The organism is Thalassovita mediterranea (assembly GCF_001458435.1).
GTDB classification, from domain to species: Bacteria; Pseudomonadota; Alphaproteobacteria; order Rhodobacterales; family Rhodobacteraceae; genus Thalassobius; species Thalassobius mediterraneus.
Genome location: NZ_CYSF01000001.1, coordinates 181,069 through 195,810 on the forward strand (window position 1 = coordinate 181,069; position 14,742 = coordinate 195,810).

General features: G+C 59.6%; 15 protein-coding genes. 12 read left to right on the plus strand and 3 right to left on the minus strand.

Features of this window, described 5'->3' with window-relative positions:
* The first annotated feature begins 1 nt into the window (after position 1).
* On the plus strand, positions 2 to 523 hold the full coding sequence (locus tag TM5383_RS00915; RefSeq protein ID WP_231724980.1) for a hypothetical protein: 522 nt from the start codon (positions 2 to 4) through the stop codon (positions 521 to 523).
* A 159-nt stretch (positions 524 to 682) separates the two neighbouring features.
* The gene (locus tag TM5383_RS00920) at positions 683 to 2,056 is read left to right on the plus strand and encodes an efflux transporter outer membrane subunit (RefSeq protein ID WP_058317166.1); all 1,374 of its coding nucleotides are present in this window, start codon (positions 683 to 685) and stop codon (positions 2,054 to 2,056) included.
* A 15-nt stretch (positions 2,057 to 2,071) separates the two neighbouring features.
* On the opposite strand, the gene TM5383_RS00925 is transcribed toward TM5383_RS00920, so the two are convergent.
* Both TM5383_RS00925 and cobU read right to left on the minus strand, forming a co-directional pair.
* Positions 2,072 to 2,644, minus strand: coding sequence for a histidine phosphatase family protein (locus TM5383_RS00925; RefSeq protein ID WP_058317167.1), 573 nt, complete (start codon positions 2,642 to 2,644; stop codon positions 2,072 to 2,074).
* Complete coding sequence (cobU, locus tag TM5383_RS00930; protein WP_058317168.1) at positions 2,641 to 3,174, minus strand: bifunctional adenosylcobinamide kinase/adenosylcobinamide-phosphate guanylyltransferase; 534 nt, start codon at positions 3,172 to 3,174, stop codon at positions 2,641 to 2,643. Before cobU ends, TM5383_RS00925 begins: the two co-directional genes overlap by 4 nt.
* A 112-nt stretch (positions 3,175 to 3,286) precedes the next feature.
* Here cobU and TM5383_RS00935 point away from each other — a divergent pair, with 112 nt between their 5' ends.
* The 8 genes from TM5383_RS00935 to TM5383_RS00970 all read left to right on the plus strand — a co-directional run bounded on the left by TM5383_RS00935 (position 3,287) and on the right by TM5383_RS00970 (position 11,709).
* Entirely contained in the window at positions 3,287 to 4,165 is an 879-nt protein-coding gene (locus TM5383_RS00935; RefSeq protein ID WP_058317169.1) for an RNA polymerase factor sigma-32, read from the plus strand.
* Complete coding sequence (locus tag TM5383_RS00940) at positions 4,162 to 4,998, plus strand: ChaN family lipoprotein (RefSeq protein WP_082645352.1); 837 nt, start codon at positions 4,162 to 4,164, stop codon at positions 4,996 to 4,998. Before TM5383_RS00935 ends, TM5383_RS00940 begins: the two co-directional genes overlap by 4 nt.
* 102 nt (positions 4,999 to 5,100) lie before the next feature.
* Positions 5,101 to 6,300 carry a bifunctional phosphopantothenoylcysteine decarboxylase/phosphopantothenate--cysteine ligase CoaBC gene (gene coaBC / locus TM5383_RS00945; protein WP_058317170.1) on the plus strand — a complete coding sequence of 400 codons (1,200 nt, stop codon included), beginning with the start codon at positions 5,101 to 5,103 and terminating at the stop codon, positions 6,298 to 6,300.
* Between the two features lie 36 nt (positions 6,301 to 6,336).
* Positions 6,337 to 6,801 (plus strand): dUTP diphosphatase, encoded by a 465-nt coding sequence (dut, locus tag TM5383_RS00950; protein WP_058317171.1) that lies wholly within the window; start codon positions 6,337 to 6,339, stop codon positions 6,799 to 6,801.
* A gap of 5 nt (positions 6,802 to 6,806) precedes the next feature.
* A complete protein-coding gene (locus TM5383_RS00955; RefSeq protein WP_058317172.1) occupies positions 6,807 to 7,853 on the plus strand; it encodes a HesA/MoeB/ThiF family protein in 1,047 nt (348 codons plus the stop codon).
* A gap of 74 nt (positions 7,854 to 7,927) precedes the next feature.
* Complete coding sequence (locus TM5383_RS00960) at positions 7,928 to 8,713, plus strand: transporter substrate-binding domain-containing protein (RefSeq protein ID WP_058317173.1); 786 nt, start codon at positions 7,928 to 7,930, stop codon at positions 8,711 to 8,713.
* Positions 8,714 to 8,784: 71 nt separating this feature from the next.
* Positions 8,785 to 9,582: an amino acid ABC transporter permease gene (locus tag TM5383_RS00965; protein WP_058317174.1), complete on the plus strand. Its 798-nt coding sequence runs from the start codon at positions 8,785 to 8,787 to the stop codon at positions 9,580 to 9,582.
* Between the two features lie 117 nt (positions 9,583 to 9,699).
* Positions 9,700 to 11,709, plus strand: a complete 2,010-nt coding sequence (locus TM5383_RS00970; protein WP_058317175.1) for a M3 family metallopeptidase — start codon at positions 9,700 to 9,702, stop codon at positions 11,707 to 11,709.
* Positions 11,710 to 11,773: 64 nt separating this feature from the next.
* Here TM5383_RS00970 and TM5383_RS00975 read toward each other — a convergent pair whose 3' ends face one another.
* Positions 11,774 to 12,565 (minus strand): SseB family protein, encoded by a 792-nt coding sequence (locus TM5383_RS00975; protein ID WP_058317176.1) that lies wholly within the window; start codon positions 12,563 to 12,565, stop codon positions 11,774 to 11,776.
* Between the two features lie 75 nt (positions 12,566 to 12,640).
* Between TM5383_RS00975 and TM5383_RS00980 the strand changes: the two genes are divergently transcribed.
* A complete protein-coding gene (locus tag TM5383_RS00980; protein ID WP_058317177.1) occupies positions 12,641 to 13,261 on the plus strand; it encodes a uracil-DNA glycosylase family protein in 621 nt (206 codons plus the stop codon).
* A gap of 129 nt (positions 13,262 to 13,390) precedes the next feature.
* Positions 13,391 to 14,638, plus strand: coding sequence for a Na+/H+ antiporter NhaA (locus TM5383_RS00985; RefSeq protein WP_058317178.1), 1,248 nt, complete (start codon positions 13,391 to 13,393; stop codon positions 14,636 to 14,638).
* Positions 14,639 to 14,742: the final 104 nt, after the last annotated feature.

The window sequence follows — 14,742 nt, forward strand, 5'->3', positions numbered from 1 at the left end:
GATGAACGCCGCGTCGCCTGATACCGCTGCAATGGCACAACAGGATGTGTTGGATGATGTCCTGCAGCGTGTTGGGCGGTTGAACTACACGTGGACCAATACAGAAAGTCTGCTGATCCACTTGATCGCGGGGCTTGCCCGGGTTGAAAAAGATGTGGCTGTGGTGATTTTCTTGACCCTCAGCACAACCCGCGCCCGTGTGGATCTGGTGCAGCGTCTGGCCAAGATGGCAGGTACCGCCGAAGATGTGCGCGACGATATCCTGGCATTGACGGGGCGGCTGACCCGCGAGGGGGCGCTGCGCAACAAATATAACCACTGCATTTATTCGTTTGATCCCGAAGAAGGGCGGCTGCAAACGATTATGATGCGCATTCAAGATCGCCGCAAAGACATCCGGGTGGGCAAAACAGAACCCCTCACCGAAGGGCAGGCGGCGAACATTGATGAAAGCATCGCACGATTGCAGCAATTGAATATCGACATTTGGGATCTCGTGCGTCGACACGATTTCCCCGTGTGATGCAGGCCGCATGGCCTGACGCACACTCAACCGACTGAATCCAGCAACGATAGATCGGGCGCAGTTGTGCCCGCCCCGCGCTATTGCGGTGCCTTCGGGTACGGCTTGGTCGTGGGGTCAGACAACACACAAGCATCTGGTGAGGGAAGGAGATTTAAAATGGGGATCATCTATGACCGCAATTTTTGGCTAAGTGCCGTGTTTGGATTGGCTTTGACGGGGTGCGGAGAGGTAACGCAATACAGCGAACCTAAAACGCCCCTACCTGAGACGTTTTCTGCGCCGGAGGCGAAGAAGGCCGTTAAAAAGGTCTCGACGCAGACCAGCTGGTGGCGCAATTTCCGCGACCCGACGCTGGATCGGCTGGTGACGATGGCGTTGCGGGACAATTTACAATTGGCGCAGGCGCGTCTGCGGGTTGAAGAAGCAGATGAACTGATCCTGACTGCGGGACCAGCGATAGACATCACTGGGCGTCTGGAAACGCAGGTTGCTGACAGTGCGCTGGGTGGGGATCGTCGCACCGGAACATTGACGGGGCGCGCAACTTTGATCGGATCGCAACGCTATCGCACAGAGGCGGCGCGCGCGCGGGCGCAAATTGCGCAGGACGAACGCAATGCGGCGCAGCTGTTGCTGCTGTCCAATCTCACTTCGGCCTATATCGATCTGCGGTTTGTGCAAAAGCGCCTGAATCTCAAATATCAGGAACTGAAATCCTGGCAGCAAACCGCGACCGATCTGGAACGATTAGAGCGCGAAGGCGCGGTCACGCGGCTTGAAACCCTTCAGCCCAGTGCTGAAATTTCAGAAACCCGTGCTGAAATCTCTGTCCTTTTGGTTGAGGTGGAACGCCAGAAAAACCGCATTGCCACCTTGTTGGGCAAGGTGGCGGGTGTCGACGAGGTGAACCTGAACTATCGCGGTCAACCTTATCCGCGTTTTCGTGCCGCATCCGGTGTTCCGGCAGATCTGTTGATCAATCGCCCGGACGTCCGGAGTGCCCAAAGCGGCTATCGTTTGGCTGTGGCAGAACTGAATGTCGCAGAAGCGGATCGTTACCCATCGCTGGATCTGACCGGCACGATCCTTGGGCGTCGCGGTGTCAGCCCGAATAGCAGCGGGATCTCTATTCTGGGGCTGACCCTGCCAATTTTTAATCAAGGCGCAAACAAAGCGCGCGTGGCAGCGCGACACAAGCGTGTTGAGGCGGCATTCCTTGAATGGAAATCGCGGGTGCTGGTTGCAATGGAAGAGGTTGAAACGTTGTTGGTTGCGCAGCGAAAGCTGCAAAATGCGGTCGGGTCCGCGTCTCAGGCGGTCAAGCTGAACAGCGAGGCAGTCACATTATCGCGTGATTTGCTGCGGGTGCAGGAACTGTCGGTTCTGGATTTCGTGCGTTTGCAACGTAACAAACTGGACGCCGAGGCGAACCTGGCGCAAAATCGTCGCCAGCGTGCCTTGAACTACGTGGCTTTGCAGGTGGCGTTGGGGGCAGGCAGCACCTTTGTGGCTGCTGCGCCGACAAACTGACTCCTGTAGGGGCGCTCAGGGCAGTTGGTTGATACCCGCCGCATGCCAGCGCGCCCCGTCCCAGTGCAATTCGGTCACGGATAAATTGTCGATCTTATGCCCAAAGGCGGTGTAGGCATCGACCTGCAGGGCGCGTTGTACCTGTGTAAGGATCGCGCCGAAATGGGCCACGGCCACGATATCGCGTCCCGGATGTTCGGCGATCAGGCGATCCACCACTCCGTTCACCCGTGCGGTCAGCTGGTTCCAGCTTTCGCCATTGGGGGGGGCGATATCGCCGGGCTGTTCCCAGAATTGTCGGATATGGCCCTGATCCGCCACCTCATCAAAGCGCTGCAATTCCCAGTCGCCAAAGTGTATTTCGCGCAGGCCCTGATCGTGGTCGAGCCGCGTGCGTCCGCCCTGAACCGCCGTCGCCGTATCGCGCGCACGGACCAGGTCGGAGGAGATGACCAGCGCACCCTCTGGCAGATGATCCGCCACCCGCCCAACCAGCGCGCTGTCCGAAAGGTCCGCGGGCAGATCTGACCAGCCAACCATCGATTTCGCATGCGTTGGCCCGTGACGTACCCAGAAAAAACGGCTCATGCCTTCGCCTCCTCCAGCGATCCCTTCAGCACCATCGGCAGACCGGCCATGACGGCCACAACAGTGTCCGCCTCTGCCGCGATCTGCTGGTTCAAGGTGCCCTGCGCCTCTCGAAACCGGCGTGCCAATGCGTTTTCCGGTACCACGGACAGGCCCACCTCATTGCTGACGATGACCACCTTGCCTTTGCAGGCCTTGATTGCTTTGATCAACTGCGCGCTCTGCTCTGCCAGATCGTGATCGGCCAGCAGGTGATTGGTCAGCCACATGGTGGCGCAATCCAACAGCACAATCTGTTTTTTCTTCACGTTTTCCAGCACCGGGGCCAGATCCAGCGGGGCCTCAACCGTGGTCCAGCCCTTGCCGCGCTGGGCGATGTGTTTTTTGATTTTCGCTTTCATCTCATCATCCCAGGCCTGCGAGGTGGCCAGATAGATGCGATCATATCCACTTGAGATTACGAGGTTTTCCGCAAAAACCGATTTTCCGGATGCGGCGCCGCCTAGAACCAAAGTTACCCCTGCACTCATTTACCGACACCTCTTTGTGATCCAACGTGGTTTGCGCTGCGTAGCATTCTTGAAGCTAACATAACAAGGCGCACGGCAATTGATGTGCGCAGCAAACCTTGGGGGTAATGCTATGGCACTAGACTCACCCAAAGACATGTCACTGTCGCGCAGGGCTATGAAAGCCGAACTGCTGGACGCCGAAACAGAACGCCAATTGGCCTACGCATGGCGTGACGAACGTGACGAAGAGGCGCTGCATCGTCTGATCAATGCCTACATGCGGCTGGCCATTTCCATGGCTTCGAAATTCAAACGCTACGGCGCGCCGATGAATGACCTGATCCAAGAGGCGGGTCTGGGCCTGATGAAGGCCGCGGATAAATTTGACCCCGACCGTGGGGTGCGCTTTTCGACCTATGCGGTCTGGTGGATCAAAGCGTCCATTCAGGACTACGTGATGCGCAACTGGTCGATGGTGCGCACCGGCTCCACCTCGTCGCAAAAATCCTTGTTCTTCAATATGCGCCGCGTTCAGGCACGGCTGGAGCGGGAGGCATTGTCGCGCGGCGAAGAGCTGGACCGTCACCAGATGCGTCAGGCGATTTCGATGGAAATCGGCGTCCCGCTGCATGATGTGGAAATGATGGAAGGCCGTCTGTCGGGCAGCGACTTCTCCCTCAACGCGACGCAAAGCGTGGAGGATGAGGGGCGCGAATGGATCGACACGCTGGAAGATGACAGCACGCAGGCGGCTGAGCTGGTTGAGGAAGATCATGACCGCAAGGCACTGCGGGCTTGGTTGACCGATGCGGTGTCGCGTTTGAATGATCGTGAACAGTTCATCATCCGCGAACGCAAACTCCGCGAACCCGCGCGTACGCTGGAATCTCTGGGGACCGAACTGGGCCTATCCAAAGAGCGCGTGCGTCAGTTGGAAGCGGCGGCGCTGAAAAAAATGCGTCGCCAGCTTGAAGCAGAAAGCCAAGAGGTGCATGAGCTTCTGGTATGAAGAAGCTCATCACAACCCGACCTTGGGGGGCGCTGCGCCCCCTGTTTGCCAGCCTAGCCGCCAGCTTGTTCATCGCGCCGCCCCTCTCTGCCGAGGGCGCGGCGATTTCCATTTTTAACGATACCGATATTGCCGTGCTGGGAGAGGTGCATGATAACCCCGCCCACCATCTGCAACAGGCCCGCGTGGTTGCCGCGATGGAGCCTGCTGCGCTGGTGTTTGAGATGCTGACACCAGAGCAGGTTACGGCGGCAGAGGGTGTGGAGGCCCGTAATGCGCAGACATTGGCGGCGGCGCTGGATTGGGCCAATAGCGGCTGGCCGGATTTTGCGATCTATGCACCGATCTTTGCCGCCGCGCCCGATGCGGTGCTTTACGGTGCAGGTGTGTCGCGCGATGTGGCGCGGGCCGCTTTTGCAAATGGAATTGCCGATAGTTTTGGCCCGCTGGCACCAGCCTATGGTCTGGACCGTGACGTGCCAGAAGATCAGATGCAGGCGCGTCTTGATCTGCAGTTCGCAGCCCATTGTCAGGCGGTGCCGCGTGATCAGTTGGCACCGATGGTGGCGATACAGCGGCTGCGCGATGCCCATCTGGCGCGCGCTGCGTTGCAGGCGCTGGTGGACACTGGCGGGCCGGTTGCCGTGATCACCGGCAACGGGCACGCGCGTGCGGATTGGGGCGCAACCGCACTGATCCGCGCGGCGGACCCTGCGGTCACTGTGCTGGCGCTGGGCCAGTCAGAGGATGGGCGGGCGCCGGACGGCGTCTTTGATCTGATCCTAGACAGTGCGGGCGTGGAACGGGGCGATCCTTGTGACGTCTTTCGGTAACTGCTGGCCTGACAGCCGCCGCCCTTGTCCTCGCAGGCGGGGCGGCTTACTGTCCGCCACAGTTTTGGCCGCGATCTGGGCCAGATTTTTGCGGGGGCTTGGATGCTGCAGGGTAAACGTATTCTCTTGATCATCGGTGGCGGCATCGCGGCCTTCAAAATTCCGGAGCTGATCCGCCGTCTGCGCGAACAGGGCGCCAGCGTGACGCCCGTTCTGACCAAAGCGGCAGAACAGTTCGTGACCCCGCTGACCATCGGTTCGCTGGCGGGAGAAAAGGTTTACACTGACCTCTTTGATCTGACCGATGAGGCAGAGATGGGCCATATCCAACTGTCCCGCGTCGCGGATCTGGTGGTGGTTGCACCGGCAACGGCGGACCTGATGGCGAAGATGGCGCAGGGCATGGCAAACGATCTGGCCTCGACCTTGCTGCTGGCGACCGATACGCCGGTGATGATTGCGCCCGCGATGAATGTGCGGATGTGGGAACACCCCGCGACGCAACGCAATCTGGCGCTGTTGCAGCAGGACGGTATCACCGTACTGGGGCCGGATGAGGGTGACATGGCCTGCGGTGAATATGGCCCCGGTCGCATGGTGGAACCTGCCGACATTCTGGAGGCGATTGGTGTCGCCCTGAAGGATGGCCCGCTCAGCGGCAAACGCATCCTTGTCACCTCTGGTCCAACGCATGAACCGATTGATCCGGTGCGCTACATCGCCAACCGATCCTCTGGCGCGCAGGGCACAGCCATCGCGCAGGCGTTGGTCGCACTGGGGGCGGATGTGATTTTTGTCACTGGTCCGGCGGATGTGGACCCACCGAAAGGTGTTGAACTGCATAAGGTTGAGAGTGCCAAGGATATGCTGGCCGCCGTTGCATCGGCCCTGCCGGTGGATGCGGCAGTCTTTGCCGCTGCCGTGGCGGATTGGCGTGTTGCCTCCGCGTCTGGGTCGAAGATTAAGAAACAGGCGGACGGCGCGCTGCCGGTGCTGGAATTTGCCGAAAACCCCGACATTCTGGCAACCATCAGCCAGATGGGGCAGGGGCGTCCGGGGTTGGTTGTCGGCTTTGCCGCTGAAACCGATGATGTGATCGCCCACGCCACCGCCAAACGCGCGCGCAAGGGCTGTGATTGGATCGTCGCCAATGACGTCAGCCCCGAAACCGGCATCATGGGCGGCAGCGAAAACGCGGTGACGCTGATTTCCGACGCGGGGGCTGAGGATTGGCCGCGCATGGGTAAGGATGAGGTCGCTGCGCAACTGGCCGACCGGATCGCGGATGAATTGCGCGGCTGATTGAGTATTTCAAGAACATTGAAAGGAGTGGCCGCTATGGTGACCATCGAATTTAGCTGGCTGCCAGAGGCGGATCAGGATCTGGGCCTGCCGGTTTACGCCACCGCAGGTGCAGCAGGTGCGGATCTGCGCGCGAACCTTGCGCCGGATGTGCGTAACGCGGGGATTGAGATTGCGCCCGGTGCGCGTGCTTTGGTGCCGACGGGGCTGCGCATGGCAATTCCGGCGGGTTATGAGGTGCAGCTGCGTCCCCGCTCCGGTTTGGCGCTGAAACACGGGATCACCCTTCCCAACAGCCCCGGCACGATTGATAGCGATTATCGCGGCCCCTTGGGCGTGATCGTGATGAACGCGGGGTCTGAACCGTTCCACATTGCCCACGGCGACCGTATTGCGCAGATGATTGTGGCCCCTGTGCTGATGGCGAATTTCACCGTGGTTGAGGATCTGGACGACACCGCGCGCGGCGCGGGCGGGTTCGGATCTACCGGTAAGGGGTAAACGCGATGTTGTTGGTTCTGGCACTGGTGGCGGTGATCTGGGGGATCGGGCATCTGATGGGCGCGCCAAAGGCGATGCGCTGGATGCTGACGATCCTGTTGTGGGCCGCTGTTGTGCTGTTGAACCTGACCTTGCCTATGGGCCATCCGCTACGGATCGCCACCGGCGGGTCGGCGGCGCTGTGGTTGCTGGTGGCGGGCGGCGTGGCGCTGATTGTGCTGTACCGCCTTGGCCTCAACTGGCTGCGCGCCCGTGTGCGGGTGGAGCCGGAGGCAGAGGCCAAACCCAAACCGACGTTTTCCGAAACAGAGCTGAACCGCTACGCCCGCCACATCGTTATGCGCGAGGTCGGCGGCATCGGCCAGAAGCGCCTGAAAAACGCCAAGGTTCTGGTGATCGGCGCAGGCGGTCTAGGATCGCCCGCGCTGATGTATCTGGCGGCGGCAGGTGTGGGCACCATAGGGGTGATTGACGATGATGTGGTCGACAATTCCAACCTGCAGCGGCAGGTGATCCACCGCGACGCTGACATCGGCACGCCCAAGGTGTTTTCCGCCGAACGCGCCATGCTGGCGCAGAACCCGTTCGTGACTGTACGCCCTTATCAACGGCGACTGGACGCTGACACAGCGGCGGATCTGATCGCGGATTATGACATCGTTCTGGATGGCACCGATAACTTCGACACCCGCTATTTGGCGAACCGGATTTGTGTTGAACAGGGTAAACCGCTGATCTCTGGCGCGCTGTCACAGTGGGAGGGGCAGATCAGCGTCTTCCACCCCAAAAAGGGCGGTCCGTGTTATCAGTGCATCTTCCCCGAAGCACCTGCAGAAGGTCTGGCGCCCAGCTGCGCCGAGGCGGGGGTGATTTCCCCGTTGCCGGGTGTGATCGGCACCATGATGGCGGTTGAGGCGATGAAACTGATCACTGGCGCAGGCGCTGTGCTGCGTGGGGAAATGATGATTTATGACGCACTTTGGGGCGAAACCCGCAAGTTTACGCTGAAGCAACGCGACGATTGCCCCGTTTGCGGCAACTCCGGTGCTTGAGGCTGCTGATTTGTCGGGTAGAACCATTGGCAAATCAATGGGCCGTAGGGTGCCCAACAGGAAGGATATGTAACATGAAATTTGCTCTGTCGATGATGGCCGCCATTAGCCTCGGCACCGCCGCGACGGCCGCCGATCTGCCCGATCTGGGCGGCAAGGAAGTGGTGGTCGTGACCGAAAACGCCTATCCGCCGCTGCAATTTGTCGACCCCAAAACCGGCGAGGCGATCGGTTGGGAATATGACGCCATGGCCGAGATCGCCAAGCGCATCAACATCACCGTTGTCTACGAAAACACCAGCTGGGACGCGATGATCCCTGCGGTTTCCGAGGGTCAGTATGATCTGGGCATGACCGGCATCACCATCCGCGAAGATCGCAAGGAAAAGGTGGACTTCTCCGACAAATACCTGACCTCGCAGATGCGTATGATTGTGGCAGGGGATGAGGATCGCTTTGACAATGCGGCGGGCTTTGCTGCCGATGCGGATCTGCTGGCAGGCGCGCAGCCGGGCACCACGCCGTTTTATGTCACCGTCTATGACATTCTGGATGGGGATGAGGCCAACCCGCGTATCAAGCTGTTTGAAACCTTCGGCGCGGCCATTCAGGCGCTGCGCGTTGGTGACGTGGATCTGGCCCTGTCGGACAGCACCGCCGCCAATGGCTATGTCGCCGCATCGGAAGGCAAGCTGAAGATCGTGGGCGAACCGCTGGGCACCGAGGATTTTGGCTTCATCTTCCCCAAGGGATCCGACCTTGTGGCGCCGATCAACGCCGCCATCGCGTCGATGGAGGCGGACGGCACGCTGGAGGGGCTGAACACCAAATGGTTCCTCGAATACAAACTGGGCCAATAATCCCAGACGTAACATGACATCAGATCCCCGGTGCGTTACAGCGCCGGGGATTTTTGCTGAGTGAGGTGGCAATGGGCCCCATCCGCGAGACCAAAGAAGACTTCCCCTGGTGGCTGGTCGCTGTTGTTGCCATCGGGGCGTACCTCGGCTGGCAGGTGGTCAGTGATGACCTCTATGTGCAGATCCTCGGCACGCTTAGCAAAGGGGTGAAGCTGACGGTGTTTGTGACGCTGGTCAGCTTTGTGCTGGCCTCTGGCCTTGGGTTGTTGCTGGCTGTGGGCGCGGGGTCCAAGTGGTTGGTGATCCGCCAGCTCTGCCGGTTTTATGTGGAGGTGGTGCGCGGGGTTCCAATCATTGTGCTGCTCCTTTATGTGGCCTTCGCCCTCGCCCCTGCGCTGGTGGAACTTTACAATTACCTTGGTGATTTCATCGGGTTGGACCGGATCCGCACGCGGCATTTTCCGCTGCTGTGGCGGGCGATTATTGCGCTGATGATCGCCTATAGCGCCTTCATCTCAGAGGTGTTTCGCGCGGGGCTGCAATCGGTTGATACCGGTCAGATCGAGGCGGCGAAGGCGCTGGGGCTCAATCGCTGGCAGCGGTTCCGGCTGGTGGTGTTCCCGCAGGCGATCCGCACGATCCTGCCGCCATTGGGCAATGATTTTGTGGCATTGGTGAAGGATTCATCGCTGGTGTCGGTGCTGGGTGTTTTGGATGTGACACAGCTGGGCAAGGTCACGGCGGCGAGCAATTTCCGCTATTTTGAGACCTATAACGTTGTGGCGCTGATCTACCTGACTATGACCATCGGCCTGTCCCTGATCCTGCGCCGCATTGAACGGCATTTGCGGCGTAAAGACGTCGGTTGAGTTACCCCGACCGGATCGCGTAGCGGTCCGGTTTTCCCCCGATCCCATCCTTTTTACCCCGCCTCCTCTGGACGATCACAAACCGCAGGCATAGCTTGATCGCCAAAGGAGATCTCTATGACCAACCCGTTGCTGTCCACCTGGGACACCCCGTTTGAAATCGCCCCTTTCGCCGCCATCAAAGACGCCGATTTTGCGCCCGCGTTTGAGCAGGCGCTTGATGAACACAGCGCCGAGGTGCAGGCGATTGCTGACAACACTGATGCGCCCACATTCGCCAACACGGTTGAGGCGCTGGAGGCCGCGGGCGGGGTGCTGGACAAGGTGTTGTCCGTCTTCTTCACCGTCGCAGGTGCCGACAGCAACCCAGAGCGTGAGGCGCTGCAGCGTGACTTCTCCCCCAAAATGGCCGCACATTTTGCCGCCATCTCGTCGAACAAGGCGTTGTTTAACCGCCTTGCCGATCTTTGGGACCGTCGTGATACGCTGGGCCTGACGCCCGAACAGGCGCGGGTGTTGATGCTGACCCACCGTGGCTTCGTGCGTGCAGGCGCCGCGCTGACCGGCACTGAGGATACCCGCATGGGTGAGATCAAGGCGCGGCTGGCCGTGTTGGGCACGCAGTTTACCCAGAACCTACTGGCGGATGAACGCGATTGGTTCATGGAACTGACCGAGGATGATCTGGACGGCCTGCCCGATTTCGCCATCAACGCCATGCGCGCGGCTGGCGTGGAGAAGGGCGCAAGCGGTCCCGTCGTCACCACCGGCCGGTCAATCATCACGCCGTTTTTGCAATTCTCCACCCGCCGCGATCTGCGCCAAAAGGCTTATCAAGCCTTTACCTCGCGCGGTGCAAACGGCAATGACAACGACAACCGCGCCATCGCGGCAGAGATCCTGAAACTGCGTGAGGAGCGTGCGCAGCTGTTGGGTTATGCGGATTTTGCCAGCTACAAACTGGAAACCGAAATGGCCAAAACCCCGGAGCGGGTGGAGGAGCTGTTGCAGGCGGTCTGGACCCCTGCCAAAGCGCGTGCGGAAGAGGACGCTAAGGTACTGCAGGACATGCTGCACGCCGACGGTCTGAACGGCGATCTGGAGGCATGGGATTGGCACTATTACGCCGCCAAACGCCGCAAGGCAGACCATGATCTGGATGAGGCAGAGCTGAAGCCCTATCTGCAACTGGATCGGATGATCGAGGGGGCATTTGCCTGTGCCACCCGCTTGTTCGGGTTGGAGTTTACCCCGCTTGACGTGCCGCTCTATCATGAGGATTGCCGCGCGTGGGAAGTGACCCGTGACGGTGAACATGTGGCGGTTTTCATTGGCGATTACTTCGCCCGTGGATCGAAACGATCCGGCGCGTGGTGTTCGGCAATGCGGGCGCAGGCGCGGTTCCCCAAGGTGCAGGCACCGGTGGTGATCAACGTGTGCAACTTTGCCAAAGGTGATCCGGCGCTACTGTCTTATGACGACGCGCGCACGCTGTTCCATGAGTTCGGTCATGCCCTGCATCAGATGTTGTCCAACGTGACCTATGAGAGCATTTCCGGCACATCCGTGGCGCGCGATTTCGTCGAACTGCCCAGCCAACTTTATGAACACTGGCTGGAGGTGCCTGAGGTATTGGCCGAATTTGCCACCCATGCTGAAACGGGCGAGGCGATGCCAGCCGCGATGCTGGAAAAGGTACTGGGCGCAGCCAACTTTGATCAGGGGTTCCAGACGGTGGAATACGTCGCCTCTGCCCTTGTCGATCTGGCGTTCCACCGTGGCGCGGCTGCGGCGGATCCGATGGCCAAGCAGGCAGAGGTTCTGGCCGATTTGGGCATGCCGAAACAGATCGCCATGCGCCACGCGACACCGCATTTTGCCCATGTCTTTGCCGGTGACGGCTATTCCTCGGCCTACTATAGCTACATGTGGTCCGAGGTGATGGATGCCGATGCCTTCGCCGCCTTTGAAGAGGCTGGCGGTGCCTTTGATCCAGACCGTGCCAAGGCGCTGGAGGAGCATATCCTGTCCACCGGTGGCTCGCAGGAGGCAGAAGATCTCTACGTTGCCTTCCGCGGTCGCCTGCCCGGTGTTGAGGCCTTGTTGAAAGGGCGCGGGCTGGTGTGATCGTCGCCTGAGCATGGCCAAAGAAAAGGGCGCCCCAGTGGCGCCCTGTTTCGTTTTGCCGGTGTTACCGCAGACGCGGCGGTTTTTCGGGATCCATGCCGGGGGCAGTCAGGCCAACCTCCTGCACCTCTTCGGGTTGGGGCAGGTCAAAGCGCAGACCCCATTGCGCCAGCTTCGCCGCCAGCGGGTCAGAGGCACGTAGGAAGCTGACGTCCAGCGCCCCCGCCTCGATCCCGGAAAAGGTCAGTGCCTCGGACACGGCCTGCGCCAGCGCATCTTCGGATCCCGGCACCGCGTCGATGAAGGCCAAGAGGTGATTGCGCGCGCCACCTTCATAGGTCGCGCCGGCCAGATAGGCGGAATGCGCCAACCCGGTGGCTGTTGCCAGTTTTGCATCCAGCGCAGTTAGCAGCGCCTCTGGCAGGCCGAGAGGGCGGCCCACTTCTTCGATGCGTGCCTCTGCCTCCTCAGGCGATTGTCCCAAGGTGGCGTGCAGCCAGTCAACGGCCTCTGCGGGGATCAGGATGGAGGATGGGGCCACATCCAGATTAACGCCCAATCCGATACCTTGCCCTGCTAGCAGACTGGCAATCATCCGCCCTGAGAGTGCCGCGTAGGGCGCTTCGCCGCCGACAAACTGCGCCAGCCGGTCTTCTCGGTCAAAAATCAGGACGAACTGATTGTCGGCCACGTTGAACAATTCGGGCGTGACCTGATCACCTTCTGCCTCTGCTGCCAGCAGCAGAAACATTTCACTATCGGCTAGGCGCTCATAAAACCGCAGTCGAGCAGCGTCATCGCTGTCGTTGGCAGTCATGGCGGCGTGGGCTTGATCCAGTGCAGTCAGGTCGGTCATTGGGAACTTCCGGCAAATGTGATTTGCTCTGCGGTAGCCCGAGCGCCAGCTTAGGGCAAGAGAGGATGGCAGGAAATGTCCCAGACGCTGCAACAAGAAATCAGTGCGTGCCGCCTATGCGGTGAACGGTTTGCGCTGACCAAAACCGCCCATCGCCCCCGTCCCGTGCCGTGGTTTCGCCCGACGGCCCGGCTGCTGATTGCAGGACAGGCGCCCGGGATGCGCGTACACGAAAGCGGGCGCCCCTTTGACGACCGATCCGGTGATCGCCTGCGCGATTGGTTGGGTATCGGACGGGATTTATTTTATGATCAGGCACAGGTGGCCTGTGTTCCGGCGGCATTCTGTTTTCCAGGTTATGACGCCAAGGGATCAGATCTGCCGCCCCCCAAGATTTGCGCGCAAACTTGGCAGGACAGGGTGATGGGGGAATTGCAATCTGTGCAGCTGACTGTGCTGGTGGGCGGCTATGCGCACAAGGGGCATCTGGGGCTACGTGCAGGCGTGACAGAGACGGTGCGCAACTGGCGCGATCATGCGCCGAGTGTCTTTGTTCTGCCGCATCCAAGTTGGCGTAATACTGGCTGGATACGCAAAAATCCGTGGTTTGAGGAAGAGTTGCTCCCTCAGTTGCGGGCACAGGTGGCGAAGGTTCTGCAGCCCAAAATTGACCACAATGCCGTCGCACAGGTTTAGCCTGAGAAACGCTGCATTCACCATCTGGTGATCTGGGAAAACTTGCTCAGCATATTCGAATGGCCTACTCCTTTGTCATCTCGTTAGGACAAAAGTATTGCCTGACGGGCACGAAGGGCAGGAGACACCATGTACCGCGTTTGGAATTTCATCACCAACTATTCCCTGTTGTTGATTTTTGGGGCGGTGATTGCCCTGATCTGGGCCAATATCGACCCACACAGCTATCACGCCTTTGTTGAATTCAAGATCTGGGATCACGCCCCCATAGGGCACTATCACCATGGTTATCGAACGCTGACGCTGCATTATTTGGTTAATGATATGCTGATGGCGTTCTTCTTTGCCATCGCCGCCAAAGAAGTCTGGGAGGCTGTGGCGCTAAAAAACGGATCGCTGCGCGGAAAGAAGGCCGCGACGCCGCTGTTTGCCACCGTTGGCGGCATGGTCGGTCCGATTTCGGTTTATCTGGGTCTGGCGCTGATCTTTGGCTCTGACACCTATGAGGCGGTGAAGAACGGCTGGGCGATTCCCACGGCAACCGACATCGCGTTTTCCTACCTGGTAGGCCGCATGGTCTTTGGTGGCGGCCATCCCGCGGTACGTTTCCTCCTGCTGCTGGCGATTGCCGATGATGCAGCGGGGCTGATTATTCTGGCGGTGTTCTACCCGTCGGGTGAGCTGTTGCCGCAGTGGCTGTTGTTGTCGGTCGGCGCTGCGGTTGCGGTCTATGTGTTGGCCAACTGGCTGCCGCGTCGCATGGACCGTGGTAATCAGGATCGCCCAAACTCCACTTGGATGCGTAAAAATCTGGGCTTCTGGCCGTATCTGATCGCAGCCTGCGCCAGCTGGTATGGCTTCATGAAGGCGGGCATTCACCCCGCGCTGGGCCTGTTGCCGATTGTCCCGACAATCCCCCATGCAGAACGCGCCTTTGGTATCTTTAGCGAGGCCGAAAGCTACCTGACCGACTTGTTGAACCAGATCGAACATGCGCTGAAACATCCCGTCGAGGTGGTTTTGTTCTTCTTTGGTCTGCTGAATGCAGGGGTTGAGTTTTCAGCCATTGGCGAACCAACTTGGCTAGTATTGGCGGGCCTTATGGTGGGTAAACCCATCGGGGTTTTGCTGTTTGGTGCCATCGGCGCACACGTGCTGAAATTGGGATTGCCACAGGGAATGCGTACGCCTGATCTGTTTGTCATCGGCTGCATTTCCGCCATCGGCTTTACCGTATCGCTCTTTATTGCGGCGGTCGCGTTCCCCCCTGGTGAGGTGCAGGATGCAGCCAAGATGGGTGCATTGTTCAGCTTTGCTGCGGCGATCATGTCTTGGGTGGCTGGCAAGGTGCTAAGAGTCGAAAAACACGAACTCTAAATCGTGCTAATCGCGAAACAATCACGGAAAACCGATGCCTTTGGTGTCGGTTTTTCAACATTAGGCCTTAATTTTGCCCCTTTGACCGTGCCATAATCTAATCA

Excerpts from the sequence above, each read along its gene's own strand:
- TM5383_RS00970 (WP_058317175.1), top strand. The coding sequence starts at position 9,700 with ATGACCAACCCGTTGCTGTCCACCTGGGACACCCCGTTTGAAATCGCC.
- TM5383_RS00935 (WP_058317169.1), top strand. The coding sequence starts at position 3,287 with ATGGCACTAGACTCACCCAAAGACATGTCACTGTCGCGCAGGGCTATG.
- TM5383_RS00955 (WP_058317172.1), top strand. The coding sequence starts at position 6,807 with ATGTTGTTGGTTCTGGCACTGGTGGCGGTGATCTGGGGGATCGGGCAT.
- TM5383_RS00940 (WP_082645352.1), top strand. The coding sequence starts at position 4,162 with ATGAAGAAGCTCATCACAACCCGACCTTGGGGGGCGCTGCGCCCCCTG.
- TM5383_RS00960 (WP_058317173.1), top strand. The coding sequence starts at position 7,928 with ATGAAATTTGCTCTGTCGATGATGGCCGCCATTAGCCTCGGCACCGCC.
- TM5383_RS00925 (WP_058317167.1), bottom strand. The coding sequence starts at position 2,644 with ATGAGCCGTTTTTTCTGGGTACGTCACGGGCCAACGCATGCGAAATCG.
- coaBC (WP_058317170.1), top strand. The coding sequence starts at position 5,101 with ATGCTGCAGGGTAAACGTATTCTCTTGATCATCGGTGGCGGCATCGCG.
- TM5383_RS00980 (WP_058317177.1), top strand. The coding sequence starts at position 12,641 with ATGTCCCAGACGCTGCAACAAGAAATCAGTGCGTGCCGCCTATGCGGT.
- TM5383_RS00975 (WP_058317176.1), bottom strand. The coding sequence starts at position 12,565 with ATGACCGACCTGACTGCACTGGATCAAGCCCACGCCGCCATGACTGCC.
- dut (WP_058317171.1), top strand. The coding sequence starts at position 6,337 with ATGGTGACCATCGAATTTAGCTGGCTGCCAGAGGCGGATCAGGATCTG.
- TM5383_RS00965 (WP_058317174.1), top strand. The coding sequence starts at position 8,785 with ATGGGCCCCATCCGCGAGACCAAAGAAGACTTCCCCTGGTGGCTGGTC.
- TM5383_RS00915 (WP_231724980.1), top strand. The coding sequence starts at position 2 with ATGAACGCCGCGTCGCCTGATACCGCTGCAATGGCACAACAGGATGTG.
- cobU (WP_058317168.1), bottom strand. The coding sequence starts at position 3,174 with ATGAGTGCAGGGGTAACTTTGGTTCTAGGCGGCGCCGCATCCGGAAAA.
- TM5383_RS00985 (WP_058317178.1), top strand. The coding sequence starts at position 13,391 with ATGTACCGCGTTTGGAATTTCATCACCAACTATTCCCTGTTGTTGATT.
- TM5383_RS00920 (WP_058317166.1), top strand. The coding sequence starts at position 683 with ATGGGGATCATCTATGACCGCAATTTTTGGCTAAGTGCCGTGTTTGGA.